At 61.7% G+C, this 25,090-nt stretch carries 35 protein-coding genes and 1 pseudogene; 4 read left to right on the top strand and 32 right to left on the bottom strand.

The genetic code is table 11. The features are described from left to right. Positions 1-67: 67 nt before the first annotated feature. From ACA027_RS16980 to ACA027_RS17070, 19 genes are all read right to left on the bottom strand, one after another. Entirely contained in the window at positions 68-424 is a 357-nt protein-coding gene (locus tag ACA027_RS16980; protein WP_370679373.1) for a hypothetical protein, read from the bottom strand. Between the two features lie 61 nt (positions 425-485). After that, positions 486-3,755: a phage tail tape measure protein gene (locus ACA027_RS16985; RefSeq protein ID WP_370679374.1), complete on the bottom strand. Its 3,270-nt coding sequence runs from the start codon at positions 3,753-3,755 to the stop codon at positions 486-488. A gap of 63 nt (positions 3,756-3,818) precedes the next feature. Beyond that, entirely contained in the window at positions 3,819-4,106 is a 288-nt protein-coding gene (locus tag ACA027_RS16990; protein WP_370679375.1) for a hypothetical protein, read from the bottom strand. Positions 4,107-4,125: 19 nt separating this feature from the next. Beyond that, a complete protein-coding gene (locus ACA027_RS16995; protein ID WP_370679376.1) occupies positions 4,126-4,464 on the bottom strand; it encodes a phage tail assembly chaperone family protein, TAC in 339 nt (112 codons plus the stop codon). Between the two features lie 2 nt (positions 4,465-4,466). Then, complete coding sequence (locus ACA027_RS17000; RefSeq protein ID WP_370679377.1) at positions 4,467-4,955, bottom strand: phage tail tube protein; 489 nt, start codon at positions 4,953-4,955, stop codon at positions 4,467-4,469. Between the two features lie 67 nt (positions 4,956-5,022). Next, positions 5,023-5,409 (bottom strand): DUF3168 domain-containing protein, encoded by a 387-nt coding sequence (locus ACA027_RS17005; protein WP_370679378.1) that lies wholly within the window; start codon positions 5,407-5,409, stop codon positions 5,023-5,025. A gap of 6 nt (positions 5,410-5,415) precedes the next feature. Then, complete coding sequence (locus ACA027_RS17010; protein WP_370679379.1) at positions 5,416-5,949, bottom strand: HK97-gp10 family putative phage morphogenesis protein; 534 nt, start codon at positions 5,947-5,949, stop codon at positions 5,416-5,418. Beyond that, positions 5,942-6,277, bottom strand: coding sequence for a phage head closure protein (locus ACA027_RS17015; protein ID WP_370679380.1), 336 nt, complete (start codon positions 6,275-6,277; stop codon positions 5,942-5,944). The genes ACA027_RS17010 and ACA027_RS17015 overlap by 8 nt, the downstream gene beginning before the upstream one ends. Continuing rightward, positions 6,274-6,504, bottom strand: coding sequence for a hypothetical protein (locus tag ACA027_RS17020; RefSeq protein WP_370679381.1), 231 nt, complete (start codon positions 6,502-6,504; stop codon positions 6,274-6,276). The genes ACA027_RS17015 and ACA027_RS17020 overlap by 4 nt, the downstream gene beginning before the upstream one ends. 12 nt (positions 6,505-6,516) lie before the next feature. Beyond that, positions 6,517-6,882: a head-tail connector protein gene (locus ACA027_RS17025; protein ID WP_370679382.1), complete on the bottom strand. Its 366-nt coding sequence runs from the start codon at positions 6,880-6,882 to the stop codon at positions 6,517-6,519. Then, a complete protein-coding gene (locus tag ACA027_RS17030; RefSeq protein WP_370679383.1) occupies positions 6,879-8,153 on the bottom strand; it encodes a phage portal protein in 1,275 nt (424 codons plus the stop codon). Before ACA027_RS17030 ends, ACA027_RS17025 begins: the two co-directional genes overlap by 4 nt. Further along, positions 8,150-8,332, bottom strand: coding sequence for a hypothetical protein (locus ACA027_RS17035; protein ID WP_370679384.1), 183 nt, complete (start codon positions 8,330-8,332; stop codon positions 8,150-8,152). Before ACA027_RS17035 ends, ACA027_RS17030 begins: the two co-directional genes overlap by 4 nt. A gap of 67 nt (positions 8,333-8,399) precedes the next feature. After that, entirely contained in the window at positions 8,400-10,406 is a 2,007-nt protein-coding gene (locus tag ACA027_RS17040; RefSeq protein WP_370679385.1) for a phage major capsid protein, read from the bottom strand. A 2-nt stretch (positions 10,407-10,408) separates the two neighbouring features. Beyond that, positions 10,409-11,908, bottom strand: a complete 1,500-nt coding sequence (locus ACA027_RS17045) for a terminase large subunit (protein ID WP_370679386.1) — start codon at positions 11,906-11,908, stop codon at positions 10,409-10,411. Then, positions 11,905-12,348, bottom strand: coding sequence for a hypothetical protein (locus tag ACA027_RS17050; RefSeq protein ID WP_370679387.1), 444 nt, complete (start codon positions 12,346-12,348; stop codon positions 11,905-11,907). Before ACA027_RS17050 ends, ACA027_RS17045 begins: the two co-directional genes overlap by 4 nt. Positions 12,349-12,510: 162 nt before the next feature. Continuing rightward, a complete protein-coding gene (locus ACA027_RS17055) occupies positions 12,511-12,771 on the bottom strand; it encodes a hypothetical protein (RefSeq protein WP_370679388.1) in 261 nt (86 codons plus the stop codon). Further along, on the bottom strand, positions 12,768-12,998 hold the full coding sequence (locus tag ACA027_RS17060; protein ID WP_370679389.1) for a hypothetical protein: 231 nt from the start codon (positions 12,996-12,998) through the stop codon (positions 12,768-12,770). The genes ACA027_RS17055 and ACA027_RS17060 overlap by 4 nt, the downstream gene beginning before the upstream one ends. A gap of 25 nt (positions 12,999-13,023) precedes the next feature. Continuing rightward, positions 13,024-13,329 (bottom strand): HNH endonuclease, encoded by a 306-nt coding sequence (locus tag ACA027_RS17065; protein WP_370679390.1) that lies wholly within the window; start codon positions 13,327-13,329, stop codon positions 13,024-13,026. Between the two features lie 371 nt (positions 13,330-13,700). After that, a complete protein-coding gene (locus tag ACA027_RS17070; RefSeq protein ID WP_370679391.1) occupies positions 13,701-13,883 on the bottom strand; it encodes a YodC family protein in 183 nt (60 codons plus the stop codon). A gap of 117 nt (positions 13,884-14,000) precedes the next feature. Between ACA027_RS17070 and ACA027_RS17075 the strand changes: the two genes are divergently transcribed. Together ACA027_RS17075 and ACA027_RS17080 are read left to right on the top strand one after the other, a co-directional pair. Next, on the top strand, positions 14,001-14,300 hold the full coding sequence (locus tag ACA027_RS17075) for a hypothetical protein (RefSeq protein ID WP_370679392.1): 300 nt from the start codon (positions 14,001-14,003) through the stop codon (positions 14,298-14,300). Positions 14,301-14,565: 265 nt separating this feature from the next. Further along, positions 14,566-14,775 (top strand): hypothetical protein, encoded by a 210-nt coding sequence (locus ACA027_RS17080; RefSeq protein ID WP_370679393.1) that lies wholly within the window; start codon positions 14,566-14,568, stop codon positions 14,773-14,775. Between the two features lie 146 nt (positions 14,776-14,921). Here ACA027_RS17080 and ACA027_RS17085 read toward each other — a convergent pair whose 3' ends face one another. From ACA027_RS17085 to ACA027_RS17145, 13 genes and pseudogenes are all read right to left on the bottom strand, one after another. Continuing rightward, entirely contained in the window at positions 14,922-15,317 is a 396-nt protein-coding gene (locus tag ACA027_RS17085; RefSeq protein ID WP_370679394.1) for a hypothetical protein, read from the bottom strand. Positions 15,318-15,342: 25 nt separating this feature from the next. Further along, the gene (locus ACA027_RS17090; protein ID WP_370679395.1) at positions 15,343-15,666 is read right to left on the bottom strand and encodes a hypothetical protein; all 324 of its coding nucleotides are present in this window, start codon (positions 15,664-15,666) and stop codon (positions 15,343-15,345) included. Further along, the gene (locus tag ACA027_RS17095; protein WP_370679396.1) at positions 15,666-16,964 is read right to left on the bottom strand and encodes an AAA family ATPase; all 1,299 of its coding nucleotides are present in this window, start codon (positions 16,962-16,964) and stop codon (positions 15,666-15,668) included. The genes ACA027_RS17090 and ACA027_RS17095 overlap by 1 nt, the downstream gene beginning before the upstream one ends. Continuing rightward, positions 16,961-17,416, bottom strand: a complete 456-nt coding sequence (locus ACA027_RS17100; RefSeq protein ID WP_370679397.1) for a CHC2 zinc finger domain-containing protein — start codon at positions 17,414-17,416, stop codon at positions 16,961-16,963. Before ACA027_RS17100 ends, ACA027_RS17095 begins: the two co-directional genes overlap by 4 nt. 1 nt (position 17,417) lies before the next feature. Beyond that, complete coding sequence (locus ACA027_RS17105; RefSeq protein WP_370679398.1) at positions 17,418-17,774, bottom strand: hypothetical protein; 357 nt, start codon at positions 17,772-17,774, stop codon at positions 17,418-17,420. Next, complete coding sequence (locus ACA027_RS17110) at positions 17,771-18,082, bottom strand: hypothetical protein (RefSeq protein ID WP_370679399.1); 312 nt, start codon at positions 18,080-18,082, stop codon at positions 17,771-17,773. The genes ACA027_RS17105 and ACA027_RS17110 overlap by 4 nt, the downstream gene beginning before the upstream one ends. 3 nt (positions 18,083-18,085) lie before the next feature. After that, positions 18,086-18,289, bottom strand: coding sequence for a hypothetical protein (locus ACA027_RS17115; RefSeq protein WP_370679400.1), 204 nt, complete (start codon positions 18,287-18,289; stop codon positions 18,086-18,088). A 395-nt stretch (positions 18,290-18,684) separates the two neighbouring features. Next, positions 18,685-18,999 carry a hypothetical protein gene (locus tag ACA027_RS17120; protein ID WP_370679401.1) on the bottom strand — a complete coding sequence of 105 codons (315 nt, stop codon included), beginning with the start codon at positions 18,997-18,999 and terminating at the stop codon, positions 18,685-18,687. Further along, positions 18,999-19,190: a helix-turn-helix transcriptional regulator gene (locus ACA027_RS17125; protein WP_370679402.1), complete on the bottom strand. Its 192-nt coding sequence runs from the start codon at positions 19,188-19,190 to the stop codon at positions 18,999-19,001. The genes ACA027_RS17120 and ACA027_RS17125 overlap by 1 nt, the downstream gene beginning before the upstream one ends. A 105-nt stretch (positions 19,191-19,295) precedes the next feature. Further along, positions 19,296-19,958: a hypothetical protein gene (locus ACA027_RS17130; protein ID WP_370679403.1), complete on the bottom strand. Its 663-nt coding sequence runs from the start codon at positions 19,956-19,958 to the stop codon at positions 19,296-19,298. Between the two features lie 34 nt (positions 19,959-19,992). After that, the gene (locus ACA027_RS17135) at positions 19,993-20,871 is read right to left on the bottom strand and encodes a tyrosine-type recombinase/integrase (RefSeq protein WP_370682616.1); all 879 of its coding nucleotides are present in this window, start codon (positions 20,869-20,871) and stop codon (positions 19,993-19,995) included. Positions 20,872-20,967: 96 nt separating this feature from the next. Beyond that, positions 20,968-21,180 (bottom strand): annotated as a pseudogene (locus tag ACA027_RS17140) (Arm DNA-binding domain-containing protein); the annotation flags it as partial. A gap of 540 nt (positions 21,181-21,720) precedes the next feature. Beyond that, a complete protein-coding gene (locus ACA027_RS17145; RefSeq protein WP_370679404.1) occupies positions 21,721-22,068 on the bottom strand; it encodes a hypothetical protein in 348 nt (115 codons plus the stop codon). Between the two features lie 278 nt (positions 22,069-22,346). On the opposite strand from ACA027_RS17145, the gene ACA027_RS17150 reads away from it, so the two are divergent. Both ACA027_RS17150 and ACA027_RS17155 read left to right on the top strand, forming a co-directional pair. Next, on the top strand, positions 22,347-23,141 hold the full coding sequence (locus tag ACA027_RS17150; RefSeq protein WP_370679405.1) for a transposase: 795 nt from the start codon (positions 22,347-22,349) through the stop codon (positions 23,139-23,141). Between the two features lie 299 nt (positions 23,142-23,440). Continuing rightward, positions 23,441-25,066: a ShlB/FhaC/HecB family hemolysin secretion/activation protein gene (locus ACA027_RS17155; RefSeq protein WP_370679406.1), complete on the top strand. Its 1,626-nt coding sequence runs from the start codon at positions 23,441-23,443 to the stop codon at positions 25,064-25,066. Positions 25,067-25,090: the final 24 nt, after the last annotated feature.

The following is a 25,090-nucleotide window of genomic DNA, read 5'->3' on the forward strand; positions in this document are numbered from 1 at the left end:
TGCCCCCAGGCAACCCGGTGAAGGGCGCCTGGGGGCGTGTTGGTTTCAGGGATGGGAGACTTGCTCGCTAGCGCAGGTACTCAAAGGTCACACTGCGCTTGGAGACGGCATAACCACCGTGCTGCGGCTCCAGCGTGCCAATGTCGGCATTCTTGAAGCGGGCCGAGCGAGGCAGGCCGGTGCGTGCATCGGGGATCGTGAAGAAGCCGATGCGGCGGATGGTGTTGAAGTACCAGTCCTCAAAGGCCAGCGAATCCTCCGCCGTCTTGAACTGCAGCACCGCTGCTTGCTCCACCACCACGCGGTGCTGGCCCACCCGCATCTTGGACAGGCCCTTCTCCATTTCCGACTGGATGATGCCGGGGTCAAACTTCTCGCTGGACCCCGAGTAGAGGACGTTCACATATTCAGGCAGTTGTGCCATTGTTTTCTCCTTGTTCACGATTGATTTGCGCTGGATGACGCCCGCCATACCGGGCTGCCATTTACATGCCCATTTGCTTTCTGGCGCGCATTGCTTGACCTATTTGCCCGCTGTCGGTGCTCAGCTGACTGGCTACTGCACCCACAGCCTGCTTCACAAACACATCGATGATTTCCGCCCCGCCCGGCCCACGGCGACTGGTCTGCTCAGTCGTAGTTCCTGGGGCGGTATGAATATTGACAATGGTGCCGCCCATCCCCCCGGAAGATGAGCCCGGTGTAGATGGGCGTGCTGCTCGGGCTATGACGGGGCCGCCGTTCGCATACCCACGCAGCCCTCGCCTCATGGCCTCGACAGTGGCCACCCCACCAGCCCTGGCCACATCCTCCTGAGACCAGACCACCTCGCCGCGGTGCACAACACCGGCAGCCTCGTACTTGCCGCCGTCCCCGGTGTAGCCCCCTGTGGCCCAGCTCCCCGGCTTGAGCCCCTGGGCAGCATTGCCACCAGAAGCACCAGCAGCGCCAGCAGCACCTCCACCGAAGAAGCCGCCGAGCACCGAGCCCAAGAAGCCGACCACGGCCTTTTGCATCTGAATGCGGATCAGGTCGGCAATCACGCTGTTGGCGAAGTCCTTGAAATTCAGCTTGCCGGTCATGGCGAAGTTGACCAGCGCATCCTCCATGCCACCAAGCATCTTGGTGGCGAACTGGTTGGACTGCTGGTAGGCGTTCTGGGCGTTCTCGACATAGGTGTTGAACGCAGATTGCGCCCCCGAAGCCCAGTCCCTCTCCTTCTGTCGCTTACGCTCCAGGGTGCCTTCAAACATCTGCACCTCCTTGTCCTGGGCATCCTTGATGACCTGCAGGCGTTCGGCGTACACGTCGCGCACACGCTGCACCTCGTCCTTGGTGTTGGCCTTGGCCAGCGCACTGGTCTGCTCGGACTGCAGCTTGCGCAGCTCGGCCTGGTGCTGCTGCATCAGCTGGATGCGCTCGCGCAGATCCGCTGCGGCCTGGTCGCCCATCCCGTAGGTGGAGAGCTCCAGGTCGTACTGCTGCTGGCGGGCAATCAAACGCTCCTGAGCCTCGAACAGGAAGTTCTGCCGCTCCAGCTCGTCCGAGCGCTTTTTCTCCTTGTCCTTGGCCTCGTCTGCCTGCCGTGCCAGCCCCTGGGCCTTTTCCAGCTGCTCGCCCGACAGCTTCACCACCCCGCGCTTGAGGTCGCTGACCAGCTTTTCATAGACCGTCAGGTGCTGGGTCTTGTCCAGCTGATCCTCCAGCTGCTTGAGGTACTGGGCCGCCTGGGTCTTTTGCTGGTTGGCAGCAGACTCTGAGGCCGAGGCGTATTTCTTCTGCGCGTCCTCACGCTTTTTCATAGCGTCCAGTTGGTCCGCCAACCCAAGCAAGTTCTTTTCCTGCTCGGGGGAAATGTCTTTGTAGGCGCCTTTGTCGCCCAGGCTCAGCTCGTACCGGATTTCTGCGCCCGTGTTTTGCTTTCCGAACAGCGCCACACGCTTTTGCAGATCTGCAATGGCCTTGCCGGCCTGCTCGCTGTAGGTCTGCAGGCCCGAGCCCGCCCCCGTGGTGGCTGCCTGCACGCCGAGGATCGCAGCGGCCAAATCACGGGCGCGGTCTGCCGCATTCTTGGAGGCTTGCTCCGAATCGCTGACCCGGCCCGCGTACTGAATCCAGCTGCTCAGCACATCAGGGCGGATAACGGCACGGGTAGAAAACCGCTCGATGACCTCAGACAGTGAGCCGCCAGCGGCCCGCGCACGGTCCAGCTCTTGGCGCAGCTCCTGGGTAATGCCATGTCCCAGGCGATCACGGAAGCCCCGGGCCACGGTGTCCACGAAGCCGGCAAAGGTGCTGTCTGCCTCCTTGGCCGCGTCGGCGGCCTGCTTCGTAGCATCCGCCAGCGCCGCCTTTTGCTGGTCGCGTGACAGCTCCTTGAGTTTGGCGCTCAAGGTCTCCGAGGAGCCGGATAGCTCGTCCAGCTTGGACTTGGCCCCTTCGGACTTATCGCCCATGGCAACAAAGGACATGGCCACCAGGCCCGCGCTGATAGCCAGGCCAGCAGGCCCACCCAGGATGCCCAGGGCTGCACGCCCGATGGAGGTGTAGGCACTCTGCGCAATCGTCAGCCGCTTGACTGCGGCCTCGTGGGCCAGCGTGGCCGCTGTCACCTGGGCAGTCTTGGAGGTCAAAGAGTGCATCGCCTGCACCTTGGCCAAGGCTGCAGCGGTCGCAGCAACGGCGGCACGGGCATCTTGCAGCTCAGCTGCCGCCTTGCGCTGCCCCTCACGCGCCGACAGGGCCGAGGCTCCTGCGGCAAAGGTGGCGCCGGCAGCGTAGCGGGCTGTGCCCACCGTCACGGCCGCAATGGCACCTACAGCCAGAGTGTTGAAGCTGCCCCCCAGCAGGTTGATGCCATCGACCAAGGTACTGGTAACGCCAAGGGCCTGGTTCTGCTGCCCGATGAACTCCTGGTAGGCGTTGCGCAGATTGCCCAAGGCATCCGCCACGCTGGTGGGCATGGCCGCCACCCGCTTCATGGTGGGCTCGTACTGCGACACCAGGGTGTTGACCAGCTCATTGATGCCAACCTTTCCGGACACCCCCAGGGCTCGGATTTCAGCGGCGGTCTTGCCCGTCGCTTCGGCAAGCGCGTCCACGATGGTGGGCATGGTGCCGGCAATCGAGTTCCAGGCGTCAGCATCGACCTTGCCCTTTTGCAGCGAGGTCGATAGCGCCGCCATCGCATTCTTGCCCTTGTCGGCACTGGCAGAGTTGACCACCAGCAGGCCGCTAAAGGTGTCGATGGCGTCAATGGACTGGTCCAGCGACAGGCCCATGCTGCGCAGCGCCGGGGACATTTGAATGAAGCCCTCGCGGGTTTCGTTGACCGCCCGAAACGTGACGGCAGCAGACTCGACCATGCGCTGCTGGGCGTGGTTGTACTCATCGGCGCTCTGGGTGGCCATCTCCATGCGGCTGGCGTACTGCCCCCAGGTGTCCGCCGTATCGATCATGCTGGCGGCACTGGCCCCGGCAAACACTGCGGCAAATGCTCGCTGTGCGATCTTGGCGGCGTTGGCCGACTGGTCCCCGAGCCTGGTGATCTTCACACCAATGCTCTCGATGCTGTCGCCCGAGTCGCGGGCCATCTGCTGCCATGCTCTGGCCGACTCGCTCGCGTACTTGCGCTGGTTCTCCGCAATGGTGCGGGCGCGGCGTTCGCCTACCCGCTCCGCAGCCGTCATGCCCTGCTCAAAGCCGGCATACCGCGCCACCAGGTCCACGGTGAGCGTTCCCAGGGAACGGGACATAGAAGCTCCAAAAAAGAAACCCGCACGGGGCGGGCAGGGAAATACCACCCACTGGGCGGTGCGTCAGCGCCATGTCTCCATGGCGGTTTGCAGGTCTGGAGCCACCTCCTGGGCAGGCTCCGCCGCGCGCTCATACATGAGGAAGGTTTCCAGCGCCGGGGGCTTGCTGCCCTTCTCGCGGGGAACCGTGCAGCTCACGGTGTGGGCAACCACGGCGGCGGCATGCTCGATGCGGCGGGCACAGTCCAGGGGGCCGTGCTTGTCGCGGTATGCCATCCAGGCCAGAAACTCGGCGTAGGAGATGTTTGCCTTCGCCTCTGTGATGGTTCGCCCACCAATGCCGGCCAGCACAAGCTCGTGCCAGACCTCATCAGCGGGCGACAGCTCGCGGGGCGTTCACCTCATCGATCACCCCCACCATGGCCCAGGCCGCCGAGGGGTTGAGCCCATAGGCCTGCTCATAGGTCAGCTGCTCGCTGGCGTCTTCCCCGAAGCGGATGCACAGGGAAATCATGTGAGCCAGCGCGGCCCGGTCCTTGACGGCGTCCTTGTCCATCAAAGACTTCTCCACCACACCAAAGGGCTGGCGCACCACGAAGAGTTCCCCGGAATGCACCTCACCTTTTTCGTCAGTCCACTCGATGGACTTCTTGACGGGGTGCGGGTCCACAAAGCCCCCGCGCTCTTGGAAGGAAGAAAGCTGCAGCATGTTCATTGCTCCTTGCGCACCCAGTCGGATTCACCCGAGCGGCGGATGGTGATGGTGGACTTCACCACCGAGTTGCCCTCCAGGTTGAAGGGGAAGGTCTTCACATGGCCATCGAAGATGAACCAGGTGCGGGTCTTGGGCAGCACCAGCTTGCCGTCGCCGCTCGTTGCGGGCGCGGTGGGGGGCTCCGTGCCATCCGACCAGCCCACGGCCCACTGCAGGGGCACATTGCGCAGCTCGTACAGGCGCACATGCGAAGGCACACGGGGGTCAGCCTGGATAGTCAGCGTGGCCTCGGCCGGCGTCTCCAGGCCTGGCAGATAGGTGCGGGACTTGCGCGCAGACAGCGGCGTGGTCTCGATGTCGTCGGCACTGTCCGCGCCGGGGTCGAACTCGGTGGCGTCATCGATGACGATCACCTCCAGTTGTGTGGGGTCGTCCTTCTTTGGGACCAGGGCGTACACCTCGGTGCCTTGAGTAAGCAGGGCCATTTTTTCAGTCCTATGAAATAAAGAAACCGCCTCTGGGGCGGTCGTTGGTGGAAAAAAGAAAACCCGCTCAGGGCGGGCCGGGTGGCGTGGTGCGCAGCGTGATCCAGGAGACCTCCAGGGTCTGGCGAAAGCTCCCCGTCTCCGGGTCGCGCCGCTGGCCAAAGGACTGCACGGTGCCGCGCAGCTCCAGCGCGTGCTCCAAAGCATCGACCACGGCCTCCATCGAGTCCTGGGACTGCGCCCACACATCCAGGCGGATCTGTGCCTGGCGGTGTGTGGGCCGGCCTGCCAGCAGATTGCCGCGTGTGCCTGCCGCCTCGTAAAAGGTCACATAGGGGTAGATCCTTGGGTCGTCGGGGTTGTGGCCCATGGGGTGGATGCGGGGCGGATCGCCCAGCAGTTCGGTCACGCCCGGGTCAGCTGCGGCGGTTTCGTAGAGCGTTCGGTTATCCATACGGCCTCACTTCAAGGCATTGCGAACGTCTGCCGCCTTGGCCTGGCGCCGGATGGCCCGGTCCAGAACCTTGTCCAGGTTGGAGGCAAAGGACTCAACAATGGCCGCCTCCTTGCTGGTCACGCTGGGCAGTAGGAAAGGCTGGGCTGGCATGTTCTCGGTGCCGAACTCCAGCATGCGCCAGTACCAGGTGCTGCCCCCTGTCTCGAAGACCTTGCCGACGCGGCGCTTGCGCACGTTCTCCTTGGTGTTGGCATAGGAGGCGGCGCCACCGGCCACCCCCAGCCGCAGCTTGAGGCCTCCCGCCCGCATCTCCGAGCGCTTGGAAGAGGAGCGAATGACGATGTTCTCCCAGATCTTGTGCATCGGGGTGTCGGGGTCGTCCAGCTCCTGGGCACGTCGCACAGCCTCGTCCTTGGCGATGGTGAAGGCCGTGCGCATCGCCCGCCTGGTGGCCTTGGCCGTGCCCAGGGCACCCAGCGCCCGCATCTTCTTTTGCAGGTCTTCCAGCCCTTGCAGGCTGGTTTCGGTTTTAGCCATTAGCCACCCCCGTCGAGCACATCAGCGTCAGATACTCCAGGCCGGTGTCCTTGTCGGGCAGCACAGCGTGGATGGTGTAGACCTTGCCCCGGTACTTGATGCGCAAGGTGTGCGTCACATCGTCCCGGTAGTAGATGGTCATGCGCACATCCACCTTGGACTGCACAGCCGCAGCGGCGATGAAGTCCCTGCCGCTCAAGGGCTCCAGGCTGGCCCAGACGCTGGCATGGTCCACCCAGGTGTGCAGGGTTTCGCCATTCTTCGGATCACGGGTGGTCTGCTTGCGCTGGAGCGTGATGTGGTGTTGCAGCTTGCCGGTGTCGATCATCGCGCCCCCAGGAACTGCGGGGCAATGGGCTTGCCGCTCAGGTAGGTGGCGGGCGGCGAACCGTCCCCATCGTCGTCATCGACCATGGAGGCGGCCACCACGGACACCAGGCGGTCAATGCTCTGGGCCTGCGCCTGGATGGCCGCAGCCAATGCATGGTTGGAGTCGGCCACATCCTTGTTGCTCAGAATGACCAGTTCGGCCCAGTCGGGCATGGGTGTGCTCATGATTTCCTCATCTCAGTGAACCCCGGGCCGGCGCATGCCAAAGAGCATGCTGGTGGCGGCCTGGGGAAGTGCGAAGCCGTAGCCGTGCTGCGGGTCCACGCGGTTGGCCTGGGAGCCGTCACGCTCGCGGTACAGGTAGTTGACCGTCACCAGGGTGGCCATCTGCACCTTGGGCGGGATGCCTTTGGGCTGGCCCTGGTCGTCGGTGGGCACGCTGCCATCCTCGGCAAGAAACGGGCGGCCATGCCGCCCCAGGTAGTCCAGCACCATGTCCGAGGCTGCGGCGATCTTCAATCGCAGGTCATCGTCGTCAGCCGTCACATCGGGGCCCTGGCGCAGCTGGGCGCGGGCCTGTTTCAGTGTCACAAGCAGTCTCATGCGTCCTCCGTGATCGCCTTGGGCGCCGGCAGGGTGTTGTGGCGGATCTGCTCGATTGGGTAGTCCTGCTGCTGGCGGTAGACCGTCTCGCCTCCGGGAATCGGTGGCAAGTTCAGGCGCTTGCGGGCGTTGTTGATGGTCAGGATGCTCCCGTCCACGCCGACCTTGAGCGTGTCCATCTGGGTCTTGCTGTCCATGCGCACCAGGGCGCCCACGTCCAGCTCAACACCGGCCACCTTGCCGTCAAAGCCCAGCCCACGGTCCAGCACCGCCTCCATCTCTTCGACCAGGATCTGAATGCAGTCCGAGTAGTAGGCCCGCTCCCGGCCCTCGATGTTGCTGTGCGTCGGCTCCTGGCCCACGCCGACCTTGAAGCCGGGGACATGGAAGACCGAGCACACGCGCTCATCGGACCATTTCAGGGTCTCGATCAGCTGTGCATCGACCGCTGACATGCTCATGGGGATGAATTTCCAGTCACCCTCCACCACGGCCACACCACCGGCTTTATCGCCTGCGTGGCCGCCGTCCCACTGCTGCTGCAGCTCCTCGGCCTGGCCATCCTCCAGGGCGCCGGGGGCAATCAGCAGGCCTCCAGGCTGGGCCTTGTTCGTGAAGAACTGCAGCATGTTGTCCTGGATCTTGGTGGCGATCCCGGAAGCGATAGCCGCGGCCATCAACGGCGAGATGCCCACCAGCGGGTGGAACATGCAGTTGGTGCGGTCGTGGATGATCTCGCTGGCGGGAACCGTGACCCCATCCACACGCAGCCCGGCCAGGTTGTCCGAGCCCAGCTGGTAGAACACCGCGCCGTTCTCAGCCACCAGGGGCAGCACCTTCCATGGGTCCAGTACATGCAGCGCCTTGACGCGGCCGCCTCCATCTCGCTCCTTGAGCGCATAGGTATTGCCGGCCTTGAGCTTGGACATGATCCACCACTGGCGGAATTGCACAGCGGTCTGGTAGTCGTTGGGAACGCTCAGCACATCGGCCCGCGCATCTGCAGTCTCTTCCCAAATATCGCCTTCCACCTTGGCGGCCAGGTAGGCCCGCATCTTGCCCACGTCGTTGGCAATCAGCGTCATGCAGGCAAAGACGATGGGAGAGAAAAGCGTCTGCTCATCTCTTGGTCCCGTGGTGCGATGCTGCCAGGCACCCGCAAATGGCTCGGTAATGCGGCGCCACAGACCTGGCCGCCCAGGCGCTGGTGCCGGCGTGGCGGCCTTGGTGCCCAGCATGCGGCCCAGGAATCGGGGCATTGCCAGTTTCATGCCTGCCCTTTCTTGGCCTTTGGTGTGGCTGGTGCACGGCGACGGGGCGGCGCCTCGCTCGGCACCTCGGCGGCTTCCGTGGTCAGAAACTGCCCATGCCCCAGCAACTGCAAGATGGTGGCCTGCTGGCGGTCCATGCGGCGCTGCTTGCCGTTCTTGTAGGTGAATATGACTTTCAAGGGCTTCTCCTTTCGCCATGAAAAAAGGGACTCCCTTTTGGAAGTCCCCTGTCGCCTAGCGACGCAATCAGCCGCCTGTTTGGCCCCACTTCACGCCGGTCAGCAACTGCACGGCGCTGTCGCGGCGCTTGGCCCAGTTCAGCTCACGCTGGGCCAGGAAGGCCACGGACCGGGTCTGCCACATGCTGACCAGCTCGGCCGACTTGGGCGTGGTGCTGTCGTGGCCGGGGTCGTTCGCCATTTCCAGCGAGGCCTGGTCGGACTGGTCGATGGTGAAGCCACCCTCGTCGGCAAAGTACACGTCCGAGGCGTTGACCAGGGCCACCACGCCCTCGGGCACGTAGTCCGACACCAGAACCGGCATGCCCTCGAAGATGCCGCCCGCCATACTGACTTCCGGGAACTCGCGGCCACCCAGAGGGTTGCGCATCATCGACAGTGCCAGCGCCGTCATGCTGCCCATGATCCAGACGCCAGACTTGGGCGGGTTCTTGGCGGCCAGGAACTTGGCCAGCACCGCCTGCACATCCTTGCGCACGGCCTCAACATCCACACCGCTGGAGGCAATCGGCGTCACGCCATGGGTGATCGAGGCAGGCGAGATTCCGGCCACCTCTGCCTTGTCGGGGTTGATGAAGTCCATGTCCAGGCGCTCGGACAGGGAGGCCACCAACTGGTCACGCAGCATGGTGTCGGCCTTGACCGAGGCGCGCTCCATCAGCTTCTTGGACAGCACCGCGATATTGCCCACCATCAGAGGCTGCAGAGTGCCGGTGTTGTAGCCGTAGTTGGTCAGCGGAACGGCCTTGCCTTCGCCCACCCAGTAGCCGGCGCCGCCCGAGGTCTGGATCAGCGACGGCGTGTTGAACAGGGCCGGATGCAGGGAGGGAATGCCGTTCAGGCCGAACTGGCCCAGCAGCATGGCTGGGCGCAGGAAATCCACGAAGTCGAAGAAGAAGTTGTTCTGCAGCACCAGATTGCCCGCCCACTCGGGATTCATCGTGCTTGCACCAGGGACTGCCGCCTTGGCCATGGCCAGCACGCGGGGGTCCAGATCGCCAGACTGCGATTCCGCCAGTTGGGCGGCATAGACCGTGTTGCCCTTGGCCTGGAACTGCAGGCGCACCCACTGGGCCAGGGCCAGGCCTTTTTCGGCATGGTTGTGCTGCACGGTGATGTGCGGGGTGCGGGTGGCTGCGGCCGTAGTGGTAGAGCGGGAGGCTGCGGCAGCCTTCTCGCTGGTGCCGTGCACGGGCTTGGCGCCGGCAGCCAGCTCGGTCTCCATCACGCGCAGGTCAGCAATCTCTTGGTCGATGGCCGTCATCTCCACGGTGATGGCGCCAAAGCGTGCCTGCTCCTCAGCCGACTTGGTGCGGCCCTCGCCGGCGGCCTTGGTCTGCAGCTCGGTGCGCTCGCTCGACAGCGTGGTGCGCTTGGTTTCCAGCTTCTGGATTTGCTCTTGGATGTTCATGGATTTGCCTTGTGTTTGGGCATAAAAAAACCCGCCAGCGGCGGGTGCTTCGGAAGTGCCCGAAACGGGCGGCGGTGGATTCCCCGGACTGGGGACGCCATCGCGTGGCAGGCCCGCAGGCAAGCCACCTGCAGACTTGATCGAGGTAATGGAGGCGTCCTGGTTGGCCGGGATGGGCACCACGGACAGCTCCTGCCAGTCCCAGGCCCGCACCAGCAGGCCGCCTGTGCCCAGCTGGGTGCAGTCCTCCATTCGGTACTGGTAGCCAACAGACAGGCCGCGCACCAGCCCGGCCTTGATGCTTTGCCAGGCCTCCTCCAGCCGTGCAGCCATCTGGCTGGGCATGTCGGCGGTGGGCTTGGCCAGCTTGGCCCGGATCTCGATGCCGGTGGCGGTGACAGTGGCGGCGATGACCTGGCCCACCGGCTGCTCGCGGTCGTGCATCCACAGCAGCGGAAGCGGCAGGCGGAACTCAGCGCCAGCCGGGTCCACAATGTCGCCGTCCCGGTCGGTGCCGATGGTGCTGGCAATGCCGGTGATCTCTCGGGCGTCTTCATCGGCGCTCTTGAGCACCACCGCGCCATACATGTGACTTGTTTGCATACCTACCTTCTGAGAAAGCGGATTTTGAGTTTCTGGGGTGCCGCCTTGCGGTGCGGCATGACCCCGATGGCCATGGCCAGGGACACCATCCCGTCGATGCGCCCTGAGGTCTTGGCCTTGGTGAATTTGCGATTGCCTGCCGCATCGGAGACCGTGACGGCGTTCTTGGCGCAGGTCTCCAGCACCGGGTGGCCGCCGTGCTTAAGCTTGGCGCCCAGCAACCAGGCCTCCAGCTCGCGCAGTGCCGGCGACATGGAGATGAAGCCCTGGCCGAAGTCAGTGAAGCGCTCCAGTTCCTTCTCCGTGAAACCGGCCTCCTCAAGGTGCCGGCGCAGGTGCCGCATGTTGTAGCGGTCAAAGCCCAGCGCCTGCACGTCGTAGGTGTCGAACACCACGCGCAGCCGGTGGGCCACAAAGGCGTATTCCACCGTGCGCCCGGGTGTGGCCTCCAGATAGCCTTGCTTGGCCCACAGGTCATAGGGCACACGGTCAGCGCGGGACTTCTCAGCCAGGCCATCACCGGGCAACCAGAAGGTGGGCAGCGTGCTGCCGTCCTCGCCCACCAGCACCAGGGCCGTGAGGTCGTTGACGCTGGACAGGTCCAGGCCGCCCCACACTTTTTTGCTGCGCAGGTCAGCAGGCTCGCCGGCGTTCTCGCGCCAGATGGCTGGAGCCACAAAGGGGCTGCGCGCCTCCACTCGCTGGTTCAGGATCAGGTTTCGGTACTGCGCCTCACGGCTGGGCAGGCGCTTGGCCGCCTGGGCCTGCTGGCGCACCTCCTCCTGGTTCATGAAGGCGTCAAAGTGCGGATTGGCCGCACGGATGGCCTCATCTGAAAACGGGTCCATCTCCAGCGGTGCCGTGTGCAGCGCCACCTTCAGCCGAGGATCTGCGCCGGTCAGGGCGTCATCGATCAGCAGGCTCAGCAGGTCGGCATCCGTGGGTGCCTGGGTGCTGATGATGATGGAGAGCGGGCTGTCGTGGGCGGCCGAGGCCGTCTCCATCGCCTCGAAAAGCTGTGAGGATGGGCCTTTGACCTGGCCCAGCTCGTCGTGGACCGTGAACACGGGCGACAGGCCGTAGGCCGTGGCGGCGTCAGCAGACAGCGCACGGTAGGTAGTACCCAGCTCCACGCAGACCAGCATCTTGGCCGAGTCCTTGACCTGCACCACCTCAACCAGGCCGGGCGACATGCGCACCACCTTGGAGGCGTAGCCAAACAGGATGGCGGCCTGGTCACGGGACTGGGCCGCGCTGTACAGCTGGCTATTGGGCCTGGCCTCCGGGCCGCAGGTGTGCAGCAACAGCAAGAAGGCACTGGTCGCGGTCTTGGCGTTCTTGCGCCCCATGGACAGGATGAAGGTCCGCGTCGGCGTGTCGTAGAGCTGCCGAATCCAGCCCTTTTGCGCATCGGTCAGCCGCACGGGCTGGCCCACCAGCTTGCCATCCGGGATGCGGCACCAGGCCTCAATCCATTGGATGTTGCGCTCTCCTCTGGTCACGCAGGCAGCTCCCAGGGCTTGGGCGTGCGCACCAGCCCGGCTGCGCTACGGCCCACGGTCTTGGGGTCCGTGGTCGCCTGCCGGGTGATGCGCAGCCGCGTTGCCAGCGATGACGCAGAGCGCACCTCACGCTCACGCATGGCCAGCAGCTTGTCGTAGCGCTTGAGGCCGTCATCGGTCCGCAGCCACTCCCGCTCAAAACTCTGCAGCTCGTCGGCCAGCACCTGGGCTTGCACCACATGCTGGCAGTACATCTCCAACATTTGCCGGTGCGTCTCCGTGAAGGCTGCAGCCGGTTGGTCATTCACCAGCCGCGCCCACACCGCCTGCTCCGCATCGCTCAGATGCATGGATGGCGTCAGCCGGCTCTCGCTCACCAATGGCCCTACCTGGGCCGCCACTGCCACAGAGGCAGCGGACTTGCGGCCTCTTGTGGCCATAACTTTTTTACCTTTTTTCTGGACGTTTTTGAAAGGAAAGAGTGGGGGGTGGCTTTTCACCCGACCCCTTCGACTTTTTCCGACCACGCCCCCCGGTTTAGAGCACTCTCCAAGACCACCAGAGGCCCCTGTGGCGCTTCATTTGCCTGGGTGCATGGGGTATCAACCCTGGACAGCCTCGGGCTCTGCATCCACTGGAGTCTCCACAGCGATGCTCACACGCATGTTCACCTTGCGCCTGGGATTCGCCTCGGGACTCACGCTGGTTTCAAACTGCAGCCTCACGCCAGCGGCATCCAGATTGATGCCCTGCTGCTCGGCAATGAAGTTGGCCGCCAACTGCTCCAGCAGTGGCTGGCTAAAGGTGGCGCTGTAGACGTCACGCAGGTGGCGTTCAGTCTCAATCACAAGGGTCTGGGTCATTGGCTCACCTCGGCATTGGTCGCGGCACGGGCACGCATTGCAGATACCAGCTCACCCGCAGGGCTGTGCATCTGCGCTTGCCGGATGGCTTCATGCATACGGTCAGCACGGGCTTGGCGCTCTTCACTCTTGCGCAGCAATGCCAGCATCTCGGACAGCATCTGGTTCTGCTTGTGCACCGCCTGCTCCAGCTGGCTCAGGCGTTGGTCATTGGTTTCATTGCTCATGGTCATTCTTTCTCGGGTCTATGGATCACCACACCACGCGGCCATCCGGTGTGAAGGTAGAACGTGGAGTGCTTCCGTTCTCGATGCGCTGCTTGTCTGAGCTGTGGCATGTCTGGCACAGGGACTGGAAGGGGCCTCGCCAAAACTTGATCAGGTCACCACGGTGGGGCTCGGTGTGGTCGCACACCGTGGCCACCTCCACATAGCCCTTGGCCTGGCAGAAAGCACACAGTGGGTCTCGCTGCAGCTGCTGCTTGCGGATGGCTCGCCAGCGGGGCGTGGTGTACCAGGCAGAGAACTGGCCAGAACGTCCTCTGGTTCGTTGGTTCATGGTGTTGGAGCTGCCGCCAGGCCCCCTCCCGCGTGGCAGTGCGCGGGCAACCTGGAGACTTGGCGGCAGCATTCGAAAATGGGGGATGGCCTCGGGCTGGCCGAGGTCGTCAAGGGAGGTGATGTATCGCAACTGACCCGATAACTCGGGTGAGTGGATGAAGTGCAGCTTTTACCCTGCATTGGGCAGGGTGCGATTTCAAATCCGACCCTTGCCAGGCAGGCCACCGCTTCAGGTGTCTGCCCAAGGGGTGGGTCTCGACGCCCAGAACGGGTGCCCAGCTTGCCGCGAGGTTGCCCCGCTACACCCACCGCTTGGCATGCATGAAAAAGCCACCCGGAGGTGGCGTTTAATTGAACGGAGGGCCCTGCTTAGTCCTGCCCGTCCAAAACCTCAACACTCATGAGCGCATTGGCGGGAAAACCATGGTGCAGCGGAGCTGCATCAATGTCTGGAAACCATTCGCAGGAGACACTACCCCTCTCGCCAAGATAAGTCACGGTCATTGACGGACCACCGCTTTTCAGCCGAACTACATCGCCAACTTGAAACATACTTACTTCTCCTCTGTTTGCCAATATCGACAGATATCAAATGGAGATGCAACCGATGGTTTCAATAGCAGCTCCGAAATAATAAGATAGTGCCATCACAGAGTGACGCCCCTAAAAATGCAATCAACAACCAACTTCGATTCGTGGCTTGATGAGATCAACATTTCCGATCCTGCGGATGTTTATGCCCTACACACAGCAATTGATGGAGAAACATGGTTCGCAAGCTTTGAGGCGAAACGTGCTCCAAATGGGAAGTTAATAGTCACTGCGCCCGGAGAGTCAACAGCATTAGTTCTTGTTTCTGATCATGCCAAGGAAAGCTTTCTAAACCTACTCTGTGCTCAGTACGTTGAAGGAGGCATGGGCATCGGTGCCTGGTATGCCATGCATCAAGGCTTATCCTCCGATGACTGAGAGAGGGGTGACAGACCTCAACCATAGGACTTACGGCACGCGCCGCTGGCCGAGTGCCTTTTGCTAATCCCCAGCTCCGCTATAGCTCGCGGTCGAAAGAGACTGCGCGTCCCGCCCTTGTCGCGCAGTCCTCGGCTGGTTCGAGGTCAATAAAAAAGCCCCGCACTTGCCGAGGCTTGATGTGGATGAGTCATGAAGGAGCGGAGCTCAGGCTCCGGATGGCATACGATCAATCCCTCATGCAATCATCGCCAGGAGGGCGGAAATGAAGTACACGACAGAAGAACTCATACTTGCCGCACTTGTTAGAGAAAGGGCAGGAGAGATCTTTGACGTCAAATATGACGATGCGAAGGAGCGCGGCGATGATATGGATCGCTGGATTAAAAATCACTCGCCTTATGACTTTGTCGAAAACGCGACAAAGGACTTCGAGGGAGTCGCCGAACAAATCCGACAAAGCCGCACTAAATAAAGTCGACTAGGCAAACCAACCTACTCCCCAAAACAAACAAAGCCCGCAGGCGAACCTAGCGGGCTTTTTCTTTGGTCACACCTCCGGCTACCATAGGGCAACCGGGACGCACGACTCGGTGTCGCGGAGTATTGCGCGATTGTGCATCACCTTGTCAAGTGGTGCAAGCGGTACACGTTCCAAAACATGCGCAGTCCCTCGATGCGGGTCTTGATCCAGGTCGTTGTGGGGATCTTGAGCTGGCGGCGGATAGCGTGCTGCGGCAGGCGCTGCGGGATATAGAAGGCGTGCAGAACGCGGCGGTACGGCGCGGGCACCTCGTTCAGCGCACGATGCACGTTCATGGCACTCCAGTCCGGGATGAAGGGCGCCAGCGGCTCCTCGCGCTCGGCATCCGGCACAGGTGGCGGCGTGTAGCGGCCCTCGGCACTGGCGCAGCGGCGCTTCTTGTAGCGGTCCTGGGCCCAGGCTCCGTACTTCTCCAGCAGCTCCTCGGCTTGGCGCAGGTCAGCGGGCACGGTCAGATTCGGGTCTCGGCGCATCAGTTGTTCTCTTTCTTCAATTTGGTCAGCGGTATTGCTTGCGCAGGTGGTTCAGCAAGTCAGCGCGAAGGTGTGGCGGGGTATTCAGCAGGGCTTGGCGCATCTGCTCGCGGGCGGCAGGGCTGTCGCCCCAGTGGTCACAGGCTCGCTTGGCGGTCTGCAGCAGTTGCTGGGTGATGCGGCTGGACTCCAGCACCAGCCGGATCAGCTCTGCCTTGTGCTTTCTCACCAGGGTGCGCTGGCGGTCTGTCAGGGTGTCGGCGGGGGCCGTCAGGGTCTTGCCATCTGGCGTGCATTCCAGGTCAATGCCCTGGGCCTGCAGCTCCTCAAGGATTGCGCGGGCGGTCATCAGAACGCCTCCTTGGGGCCGGGCTTGATCGGCACGACGTTGGAGGCCTGGTTCTGGCCGTTTTCAGATTCCGCCAAGGTTCCAAGATTCCAAGATTCCGCGTTTTGAACATTGGAGCCTTGGGAATCTTGGGTGGAATCTTGGGAATCTTGAGCCCCAGGAGGGAGCCGCCAGTACCAACCATCACGCGGGCCGTCCTCGCCCTTTTTGCGAATAACGTTTAGCTTCTTGGATGCGGACCAGACCTGCTTCTTGCTGAAACCAGCTCGCAGAAGGCCACGCTGCGCGGTGTCCACCGGCGTCCAGCAATCGGCAGTCAGAGCCTCACGGAGCATGTCGCAAATGTCCTGTGCGTTGTCCTCTTCGTCGCCTTCTGGATCGGTCAGCAGGTCACGGGCATTCCCTTGCACGGCCTCGCCCCAGGCAATGCGCGATGCCTGAATGCCTGAGAGCGGCTCGCACTGCTCCAAGTGGTAGTTGAAGCCGCCCTCATCCGGGCCGATGTTGGACTTGCTTCGTGCCAGGATGCGGGCGTCCTGGCCGTCTTCCAGGCTCTTGACCTTGGCGGCCACCAGCACCACGCGGGCCACGGCGGTAAACGCCACACTGCCCACCACGCGCTGGGCTGGGTCCGTGCCCTGACCACCCTTGGCAAAGTGGGTGATGCCCAGCACCGCGCAATCGCAGGCCGTGGCCAGGTTGACCAGGGGTTGCAGCGCCCGCCGCACCTCGGTGTTTTTGTGGCTGTCACCCGTGACGGCCGACACCACGGGGTCGATCACCAGCAGGCGGATGCCGCCAATGTGCTGGATGGCCTGCAGCAGCCCAGGCAGATCACGGGATGGGTCAAAGGGTTGCACCTCTCCATCCTCTGTGCGCGCTCCCTCGATGAAGTAACAGCGGCTGCGCTCAGCGCCAGCAGCAAGCAGCCGGGGCAGCAGCGTGTCGCCCGGGTCGTCCTCACCGCTCCAGATCAGGATGTTGCCTGCCTCGCACTGGCTGCCATCAGGCCAGGCCCCGCCGATAGTGATGGTTGCGCCCATGGTCAGCGCCAGAGTGGTTTTGCCCTGGCCAGGGGCGCCGGCCAGGATGTGCAGCTTGCCCAGCGCCAGCCAATCCTTCCACAGCCACCGGATGGGCTCGGGGTTCAGGTCAGTCCCGCAGGTCAGCAGCACCTGCGTGCCCTGGGCCTGGGGTGGCGGTGCCTCGGGGAAGTCATCCAGCTGCGGGAAGGTTGGAGGGTTGCGGGCAATGTCCGCATCCACTGCAGCAAAGGCCGCGTCTGTTCGTGCATTCATTGGTACACCTCCGCGATGCGCAGCACTCGCCCAGCGGCTTGCATCAGGCGTGTGCGGTCGTTGTTGGAAAGGGTCACGCCCTGGGCCACATTGCCCGCAGCTATGGCGATCAAGTTCACCTCGGTCATCAGGACGTCCAGGGCCTGGCGCGGGGTGAATGGGGCCGGGTTGGTGGGGGCAGGCCTGCCGTCATCCACCCAGGCGCCCAGCTCCTGGGCCGCCTCGATGAATTCCAGGCCGTGGAGGGCCATGTGGTAGGCCAGCACGTCCCCGCCCTTGGCATTGCAGGCCATGCACACCCATGCACCGGAGTGCAGGTTGATGCGCATGCTGTCGCTGCCACGGTGGAAGGTGCAGGCCGTGGTGACCCACTTCTTGCCTCGGCCCAGCTTCAAACCCTGGGCCTCGAAATAGCTCTGCGGGTCGGGCAGGCGGTCGCGTTCAAAGCCCATGTCAGCAGCCCCCCTGGTTCCAGCGCATCAGGTAGCCAATGGCATTGGCACGCAGCTCAGCCGCCTTCTCTGGCGTGCGGTGCGGGGAGTTCGCCAAGTCCAGACACAAGACGGCTTCGGAGATTTCAATCCAGGCACGGATAAACAGGTGCTCCATGTCATCCATGGCAGAGACCAGCGCCAGCGCGTCAGGGGCATTGAACTGCTGGTCCCAGGCGCGCACCTCGTTGACCAGGCGCCTGGCTTCGCGGTTGGTGACCGGATCGCCTTCCCAGCTTTTGCCCACCGGTGTGGTGACCAAGGGCGCAAACTTTGGGCAAGGCGCCGCCTGCGCGGGTGTAGCCATAACTTCGTTCATGCTGCACCGCCTTCCTTGATGGCCTGCAGCATCTCCCCATGCGAGCAGTCCGCCAGGTTCGCCATGTCCGCAGCAAGGTATGCACCCATCCGTGCCAAGGTGCGAATGCGCACGGTGCCACCGTCGTCGTCTGCAATGGTCAGAAAGAGCTTTTCCATCCAGTCGAGTGCGTCCGCAGCAGTGCGGGTTGGTGCAATCACATCCTCGGGCCACTTCACGCCAAAGACGGCACTGCAATCCATGTGAGCCAGTTTTTGGCAAGGCTCCGCCATCACTGCCACTTGGGCAGCGTTTTTCTTGGTCGTCATGGTTTAGCCCTCCAGGCTCAGGTCGAGCCCACGCAGGGCGGACAGGGCTTGCACGGCTTTGCGGCGTGCAGCGGCGATATTGGCCTGGGGCTGGCTCAGGTAGTGCAGCGCCATAGCCATGGCGTTATGCGCCTGGGCGTGCAGCTGGATAGGGTCAGGGGTGCCCGTGGTGGGCGATGCGGTGCGGATGGCTGTGGTGCTGGTCATGGACAGGATTCCTTCGAGAGAATCAAGGGGGCCACCGTTTGCGTTCTTACGCGCATCGGGTGGAGTGTGGTGGTTAAGAACACGCTCGAAGACGTGCGGCAGTCCTTGCGGATATGCCCCACCACACCCCGTAACCATGGCGGATGGTGCATGCGAGCGCACCAGCCTCAAAAAAATGGGCGTGACAAAACCCCGCTTGACGGTGGGGGTTGCAACCTCTTCGAGTGTGGTGTTCTTACGCACCGGGCCTCTCGGCTTGCGGTCAATGTAGCACGACTGGCAGCTCGATGTGAAGGAGTCAGGTCCAAGATTCCCAATGCTCCAACGTTCAAAACGCGGAATCTTGGAATCTTGGGCACACAGGGGATGTTGATGACTCGGGTAAACGCTCATCTTTAGTTGCCTCCCACCGCTCTCAGCAGCTTCGCTTGCGCACGGCGCTCGCGTGCCTTTGCGCTCAACAATGCACGATATTCAGGCTTTGTCGCCCCCATCATGGCGATCCATTCCCGCGAGTTGCGGTCGATGTCCGTGTGCTGGTTGCCCGTTTGGCTGCGCCACTGGATGTAGGCTTCTTGCAGCCTCAGCTTGGCGCTCTTGGCTTTTTTGACTGCCTCGACATAGTTGGCAGCTTGCTCGCAGACTTTCACGAGAGTGCTCACGTAAATCAGGTCTGCGCCATCGATCTGTGAGGTGGGCGATTTACTCATTACTTCACCTCTACTTGAGCATCACGCCAGGCAATGAGCTGGTCACCAGGGATGACCGTACAGCGCGGAGATAGGCGAATGGGCTGAGGGAAGCCGGGGCGGGTCTTGATCCAGCGCCAGAGAGTTGCGGTGCCAATGCCCAGCAGCTCAGCGGCTTGCTTCGGTCGATAGGACTGGGAAAATGAGGCCAATGTTCACTCCATCTAATCCCGCGTTGCATCAGTACTGCGGTATGGGAGTGAGTAGAAAAGTTCTGGTTTTTTTTCGCCTCTACGTTGTTCTAGTTTTTTTGAGCATCAACGTAGGGCATCGATGCCACTGGCAACAACACGCGGCCCAACAGGCAGGTCAAGGTGCTCGCCCAACCTTCCCACAAAACCTGCAAACCAGCTGGCCGCATCCTTCGGAGGATAAACACCGGTCATTGCATGAACACGTTCAGCCAGCATTGATACATAGCCGCGAGCACGCATCAGCAAAGGCTTACTGGTGGTGTCTGGCGTGAATTGCTGGACAGCATAGTTCGACGATTTTTCAAGTGCATCAACCCAGTCCCACGCGAACGACAACAAACTCCCGTTTGGCTGCTTGATAGCAGCTTTGACCGCATCGTTCAGGGCAACAGGCGGGGTTGTCCCGTAAGCAAGATAGTCAGTGTGGGCTTGCAGTGCCTGGTGCGCAGGGACACTCAGTGCATTCAAGCTGGACAATAGACGGTGGGCATCGCGTGCAATACGTTCGATCTGCGCTCGCTGGACTTGAACTGGCAACAGTTCACCATCCATAACCATTTGCCCTATATCGTTGGCAAACTCAATCAGGGCTTGCCTTTGCTCGGCTGTCAGAGGTGATTTCGCCAGATGCAGTAGCAACTCTTCTCGCAATGTGCATGGCAAAAATTCCGGATTTATCCAGCCACCTTCTCCTGTAGAAAAGTCTGGCTTTTCAATGTGTCGCATTGGGCACCTCAATTGCAAAAGTAAAGATTGATTCCTAGCCTAAAAAAACCGCCCATGCAGCCATCATCTCGGCCCGCTTGGCAAATAAGTCGCCGCGCCGGTATGCCGCTTCCACGGCATTGCCGATGGTGTGGGCCAGGGCCATTTCGGCCACCTCTCGCGGGTAGTTGGTGCGCTCGGCAGCCCAGTCGCGGAAGGTGGAGCGCATACCGTGCGGCACAGCGTCCAGCTCCATGCGCCGCATCACAGCGGTGAGCGTCATATCGGACAGCACGCCACCACGGGGAGCGGGGAACACCAGCTCGTTGCCCTCGATGCGCGGCAGGTCTGACAGCAGCGCCAGCGCCTGGGATGACAGTGGCACTCGGTGCTCCTTGTGGGCCTTCATGCGCTCGGCCGGAACGGTCCACACTGCAGCGTCCATGTCGATCTCTGTCCAGGTGGCACCGCGCACCTCGCCAGAGCGTGCAGCGGTAAGCACCAGGAACTCCAGCGCTCGCGGTGAGATGCCTTTGCGCTGGTGCAGGTCTGCCATGAAGCCGGGCATGGCATCGATGGCCAAGGCGCGGTGGTGGACCACGCGAGCAATCTTGGTGGGGGCCGGCAACAGCTTGTCGAGGTGGCCACGCCAGCGCGCAGGGTTCTCGCCTTCACGAAAGCCGCGCACCCTGGCCCAGTCCAGCACCTGCTCAATACGGCCGCGCAGCCGGTTGGCAGTCTCGGTTTTGTCTTTCCAGATGGGCTGCAGAACATTCAGCACATGCGCCTGGCCAATGTCTCCAACCTGCAGTTTTCCAATGAGTGGATAGGCGTAGGCTTCAAGCGATGCCGTCCATTGCGCACGGTGCTTGGCGTTGCGCCATTCATCACTCTTCGCGTCGATGAGAGCCAGGCATGCGGTCTCAAACGTCATGCTCTTGGCCTGCTCTGCTCGCAGGGCGCTCAGGGCTTGTTCGCGCTCAAGGATTGGGTCAGTACCCTGAGCAATCTTGGCACGGGCCTCTCGCGCTTTTTCCTTGGCCCCTGCAAGGGTCACGCCAGGAAAACCTCCCAGCCCCATGTCACGCCGCTTACCGCCGATAGTTGCCCGAAGAATCCATGAGCGTGCGCCACTGCGGGTAATCTGGAGGTACAGCCCGGGAACCCCACCAATAGCGTGCATTCCAGGCTCTTGCAGCCTGCTCACAGCAAGCGCTCCAAGCTCTGTTACTTTTAGACGCATTTAGTCTCCGTCGAACTATTTGCCGTTTTCTGTACCCATCAATCTACCCATCAATAGGTATGAGATTGGTAGCGACTATAGGCGATTACGTGAGACAAATGTAATAGCAGAGTGTTTTTACCCCATCTGATGAAATGAGACTTTTTGAGGTTTCGTGATTCCCTATCTCGTCGGTCACAGCCTCCGCCAGCACACTAGGAAACAAGCGCCTCTCGGGGCGCTTTTTTCTTGCCTTCGCCAGCCTGATCTTGCCCTTGCTTCGTGCAGCTCCTGGCCCACGATGGGCCCGCCTTTTTCACGTAGTGCATCCCTGCCTGTGGCGCTTACAAAAAGCCATCCGCTCCACTGCCTGCTGCCGGGCCAGCTCACGCACCACGAGCCCGCCCTCGTGCATGCGACTTGACACTGATGCGTTCTGGCAGGCGCTAGAAGCACGCTGCTGCATCCTCGGGATTTTTCTTCATCAATTTGTCATGGACATAACAAAGTGCTGAAGCGGACTGGTGCTCGCCCTGGTCAAAGCGCGCGGTTCCATCGCGTTCAACGTGTGGACACCAGTGGCGAGTAGGTGGTCGATAACGGTGGGCGTTGCGGCTGAGCCGAATGGCCGAAGTTCGACCCCATCCGAATCGCAGTGGCCGAGCGATTGAAGAGACCCAGCTCATTCGACGGTCGCATCACACTGCGAGCCGACCCCGGCGCCTTGCCCTCCACCACTGGGGTACGCAAGGCCAGGGGCAAGAGCTGTGCACTCAAACACTCGTAGGGCAGCGTACGGATACCGTTGACTTCGATGGCGATACACGACTTCTCATTCTTTTCTTGCGCCACGGCAGCAGTCGCATAGGCCGCAAAAAACAGTGTGGCGACGATCACGGTGCAGTGCATACGCGTTGTCCTTTCCCTAGCCTGTTCCGTATTATTTCACGCCAATATTGATACTTCAACGACAACTTATCGCCACAATGATTTCCGGGATTTCACTTCATAACCCCGTCATTAACAGGCCATAAAATACCCCTGCCGCAATAATAATGATCGATAAGGGATCAGGATGCTTTGTAGCATTCCTGAAGGAGTATCTCTACAAAACAAAGACATGCATTACCGCCTTTCTTCTTCAGGAGGGCGAGATTATGTAAATACCTTGTTACGCGGTCTTCAGCATGCAGCGTCTGTTCGCGAAAAACAGTTTTATCCACCGTCATGAATGGATGCTGTGGCGTGCACGGAAACACAAAAGTTTTGGAGATTCCTTGATGGAAAGAAGGACGGCAAAGCGTAAATCCAGGTCGGGGGCAGGGTCCAACGGAAACCGGGTGACGATGACCGAGCTGGACGAGAAGCTATCGGAGTGGGTCGGTGTGGCGAGGAGTAGCGGGCCGGTGATTGTCGATCGCTATGAGGCCCCCTGGGTCTGCATCGTCTCGTACCCGACCTGGCACGATATCAGCCACCTGAAGTCATACATTCCCGGGGGGGACCATGAACTGGTGTCCCTGCGAGAAGTGATTGACAACGCATTCGCCTATGAGGGCGATGCACTCACCGATCTGGTTGACCGCTGCGAGAGCGAGGTGGCACCCAAGTTCGTCATCCGCGCGTGGGTGCTGCAAATCGTCTATTCAATCGGGCACGCGGCCATCGTTCGTGAAGCCCTGGCCTACAACATGCTTTGGCGATGGTTTGTTGGCTACACCGGCGCCTGGGAGCCACTGCCGAAAGCAGAGGCTTTCATCCATGACATGCGAATGGTCAGCACCGACCCACGCGTCGTGCAAGTCGTGCATCGCTGCCTGTCGAAGAATATTGTCACGCAACCTGAATTGAGCGAATTTCGTATCAATTTTGGATTACTCGACACATTGCATGCCCATTATTCCGACATGAAACTCGGAAGTCACAAAATAATCCCAGTGCACCCGCCCTCGCAGGGAGCAGACCCGACAACTCCTGGTTAATTTGACTGGGCGATGGGGTTTTAGCCCCATCCAACGCCAATCTCCCGAACATTTCCTATTTGGTTCCAAAAAAGCCTCTGGCAGGGATGGCTGCGTCTATTTTCAGACTAAATATCCCGATTTTTATACATCATCTCGTCAAGAGTGCTCATTAATCTAAAGCTGGTTCGGAAGGGTTTGTCCGTGATCGCTCTTTAACCTCCGATCTTTCAATTCACTGGCTTCAGAGAAACCGTTGACACCCAGACAACTTCAGGAGCGCGCAATCGATGCGGAGAGTTTTTTCACCCATTTCAGCCATGCGAAAGCCGCGCTCACGTCGCATGTTCGCCCGGGTCGCCTTGCTGGCCATCGGCATCCATGGAATGCTGGGAGCCAGCGCCTCCCATGCACAGTCAGATGAGCTCGCCAACCCGGCAGCCGCAGCCAAACCGGGGCGGGTCACCATTCGCGAGTACATCGTGCGCGGCAACTCCACCCTGGACGCCGAGACCATCGAAAAAGCGGTCTACCCGCACCTGGGGCCCGATCGCACCATGGCCGACATCGAGGCCGCTCGCGATGCACTACAAAAGGCCTACAACGACGGCGGCTACCAGTCGGTCTACGTTGACTTGTCCGAACAACAGGTTATCGGCGGGGTAGTGATCCTGCAGGTGGCAGAGACCAAGGTCGGGCGGGTGCGCGTCACCGGGGCCCACTACCACTCCCCCATGGAAATTCGCAACCAGGTGCCAGCGCTGCAGGAAAGCGAAGTGCCGAACTTCCGGTTGGCGCAGGCCCAATTGGGCGAGCTCAATCACACGCCCGACAGACAGGTCATTCCCAGCGTCAAGCCTGGGCAAATCCCCGGCACCATGGATGTGGACCTGCAGGTTGACGACAAAACCCCCTGGAGCTTCAGCGCCGGCCTGAACAATGACTACAGCGCCGACACCAGCAACCTGCGCGCCACGGCGACCATCAGCCACAGCAATCTTTGGCAGCGCGGGCATTCAGCGTCCATCACCTTCTTCACCGCCCCCCGGGAAATGGCGGACTCCAAGGTTATGTCCGCCTCCTATTCCGCACCACTGAGCAAGCGCTGGAGCCTGGACTTCTCCGGCTACAAGAGCGACAGCAACGTGGCCACGGTGGGCGACACCAATGTGCTGGGCAAGGGCCATTCGGTGGGCGTGGCTGCCCGCTATACCTGGGAGCCCATGGGCAGCTGGTCTCACTCGACGGCGATCGGGCTGGAGTTCAAGGACTTCGATGAAGACCTGCAATTCGGCACGGACAGCCAGAGTGCGCCAATCAGCTACACGCCCATCACGCTCTCCTACAACGGCTACCGGACAACGGAGGCCTCGCAGTCCGCAATCGACCTGGGCCTGATCGGCGCTTCACGCAGCTTCTTCAGCATCGGCAGCGACGACAACGCATTCAACGACAAACGCTGGCTGGCCAATCCGAGCTTCTTGGTCTTCAAGGGCAATCTGAAGCACACGCAGGACTTCGCGCGTGGCTGGCAAGTGCAGGGCCGCGTCAACTTCCAGCTGGCGTCAGGGCCACTGGTCTCCAACGAGCAGTTTTCGGCAGGTGGCACCACCAGTGTCCGTGGCTACTACGCCGCCGAACGCACCGGCGACGACGGCTATCTGCTGGGTGCCGAGCTGCGCACGCCATCGCTGGGCACATGGCTCGGTACGGCGGTCAGTGAGTGGCGCTTCTACGCGTTTGCAGAAACCGCAGGCCTGCGGCTGCGCGATCCACTACCCGAACAAGAGGCGCGCTATCAGCTGGCAAGTGTGGGCCTCGGCACGCGCCTGCGGCTCTTCAACTGGTTCTCCGCAACCCTTGACTGGGGCTACCCGCTACGGGACGGACCCCAAACGGAAAAGCACGACCCTCGCCTGAATTTCAACCTTCACGCTAGTTTTTGACCCCTTCTGAGTCTTCCGGAGATC

The sequence above is a fragment of the Comamonas sp. GB3 AK4-5 genome, from assembly GCF_041320665.1.
GTDB lineage: Bacteria > Pseudomonadota > Gammaproteobacteria > Burkholderiales > Burkholderiaceae_C > Comamonas.

Bases quoted from the DNA above. Each gene is read 5' to 3' on its own strand.
- ACA027_RS16980 (WP_370679373.1), bottom strand. From the start codon at position 424: ATGGCACAACTGCCTGAATATGTGAACGTCCTCTACTCGGGGTCCAGC.
- ACA027_RS16985 (WP_370679374.1), bottom strand. From the start codon at position 3,755: ATGTCCCGTTCCCTGGGAACGCTCACCGTGGACCTGGTGGCGCGGTAT.
- ACA027_RS16995 (WP_370679376.1), bottom strand. From the start codon at position 4,464: ATGCTGCAGCTTTCTTCCTTCCAAGAGCGCGGGGGCTTTGTGGACCCG.
- ACA027_RS17000 (WP_370679377.1), bottom strand. From the start codon at position 4,955: ATGGCCCTGCTTACTCAAGGCACCGAGGTGTACGCCCTGGTCCCAAAG.
- ACA027_RS17005 (WP_370679378.1), bottom strand. From the start codon at position 5,409: ATGGATAACCGAACGCTCTACGAAACCGCCGCAGCTGACCCGGGCGTG.
- ACA027_RS17010 (WP_370679379.1), bottom strand. From the start codon at position 5,949: ATGGCTAAAACCGAAACCAGCCTGCAAGGGCTGGAAGACCTGCAAAAG.
- ACA027_RS17015 (WP_370679380.1), bottom strand. From the start codon at position 6,277: ATGATCGACACCGGCAAGCTGCAACACCACATCACGCTCCAGCGCAAG.
- ACA027_RS17020 (WP_370679381.1), bottom strand. From the start codon at position 6,504: ATGAGCACACCCATGCCCGACTGGGCCGAACTGGTCATTCTGAGCAAC.
- ACA027_RS17025 (WP_370679382.1), bottom strand. From the start codon at position 6,882: ATGAGACTGCTTGTGACACTGAAACAGGCCCGCGCCCAGCTGCGCCAG.
- ACA027_RS17030 (WP_370679383.1), bottom strand. From the start codon at position 8,153: ATGAAACTGGCAATGCCCCGATTCCTGGGCCGCATGCTGGGCACCAAG.
- ACA027_RS17040 (WP_370679385.1), bottom strand. From the start codon at position 10,406: ATGCAAACAAGTCACATGTATGGCGCGGTGGTGCTCAAGAGCGCCGAT.
- ACA027_RS17050 (WP_370679387.1), bottom strand. From the start codon at position 12,348: ATGGCCACAAGAGGCCGCAAGTCCGCTGCCTCTGTGGCAGTGGCGGCC.
- ACA027_RS17055 (WP_370679388.1), bottom strand. From the start codon at position 12,771: ATGACCCAGACCCTTGTGATTGAGACTGAACGCCACCTGCGTGACGTC.
- ACA027_RS17060 (WP_370679389.1), bottom strand. From the start codon at position 12,998: ATGAGCAATGAAACCAATGACCAACGCCTGAGCCAGCTGGAGCAGGCG.
- ACA027_RS17065 (WP_370679390.1), bottom strand. From the start codon at position 13,329: ATGAACCAACGAACCAGAGGACGTTCTGGCCAGTTCTCTGCCTGGTAC.
- ACA027_RS17070 (WP_370679391.1), bottom strand. From the start codon at position 13,883: ATGTTTCAAGTTGGCGATGTAGTTCGGCTGAAAAGCGGTGGTCCGTCA.
- ACA027_RS17075 (WP_370679392.1), top strand. From the start codon at position 14,001: ATGCAATCAACAACCAACTTCGATTCGTGGCTTGATGAGATCAACATT.
- ACA027_RS17080 (WP_370679393.1), top strand. From the start codon at position 14,566: ATGAAGTACACGACAGAAGAACTCATACTTGCCGCACTTGTTAGAGAA.
- ACA027_RS17085 (WP_370679394.1), bottom strand. From the start codon at position 15,317: ATGCGCCGAGACCCGAATCTGACCGTGCCCGCTGACCTGCGCCAAGCC.
- ACA027_RS17090 (WP_370679395.1), bottom strand. From the start codon at position 15,666: ATGACCGCCCGCGCAATCCTTGAGGAGCTGCAGGCCCAGGGCATTGAC.
- ACA027_RS17095 (WP_370679396.1), bottom strand. From the start codon at position 16,964: ATGAATGCACGAACAGACGCGGCCTTTGCTGCAGTGGATGCGGACATT.
- ACA027_RS17100 (WP_370679397.1), bottom strand. From the start codon at position 17,416: ATGGGCTTTGAACGCGACCGCCTGCCCGACCCGCAGAGCTATTTCGAG.
- ACA027_RS17105 (WP_370679398.1), bottom strand. From the start codon at position 17,774: ATGAACGAAGTTATGGCTACACCCGCGCAGGCGGCGCCTTGCCCAAAG.
- ACA027_RS17110 (WP_370679399.1), bottom strand. From the start codon at position 18,082: ATGACGACCAAGAAAAACGCTGCCCAAGTGGCAGTGATGGCGGAGCCT.
- ACA027_RS17115 (WP_370679400.1), bottom strand. From the start codon at position 18,289: ATGACCAGCACCACAGCCATCCGCACCGCATCGCCCACCACGGGCACC.
- ACA027_RS17120 (WP_370679401.1), bottom strand. From the start codon at position 18,999: ATGAGTAAATCGCCCACCTCACAGATCGATGGCGCAGACCTGATTTAC.
- ACA027_RS17130 (WP_370679403.1), bottom strand. From the start codon at position 19,958: ATGCGACACATTGAAAAGCCAGACTTTTCTACAGGAGAAGGTGGCTGG.
- ACA027_RS17135 (WP_370682616.1), bottom strand. From the start codon at position 20,871: ATGACGTTTGAGACCGCATGCCTGGCTCTCATCGACGCGAAGAGTGAT.
- ACA027_RS17145 (WP_370679404.1), bottom strand. From the start codon at position 22,068: ATGCACTGCACCGTGATCGTCGCCACACTGTTTTTTGCGGCCTATGCG.
- ACA027_RS17150 (WP_370679405.1), top strand. From the start codon at position 22,347: ATGCAGCGTCTGTTCGCGAAAAACAGTTTTATCCACCGTCATGAATGG.
- ACA027_RS17155 (WP_370679406.1), top strand. From the start codon at position 23,441: ATGCGAAAGCCGCGCTCACGTCGCATGTTCGCCCGGGTCGCCTTGCTG.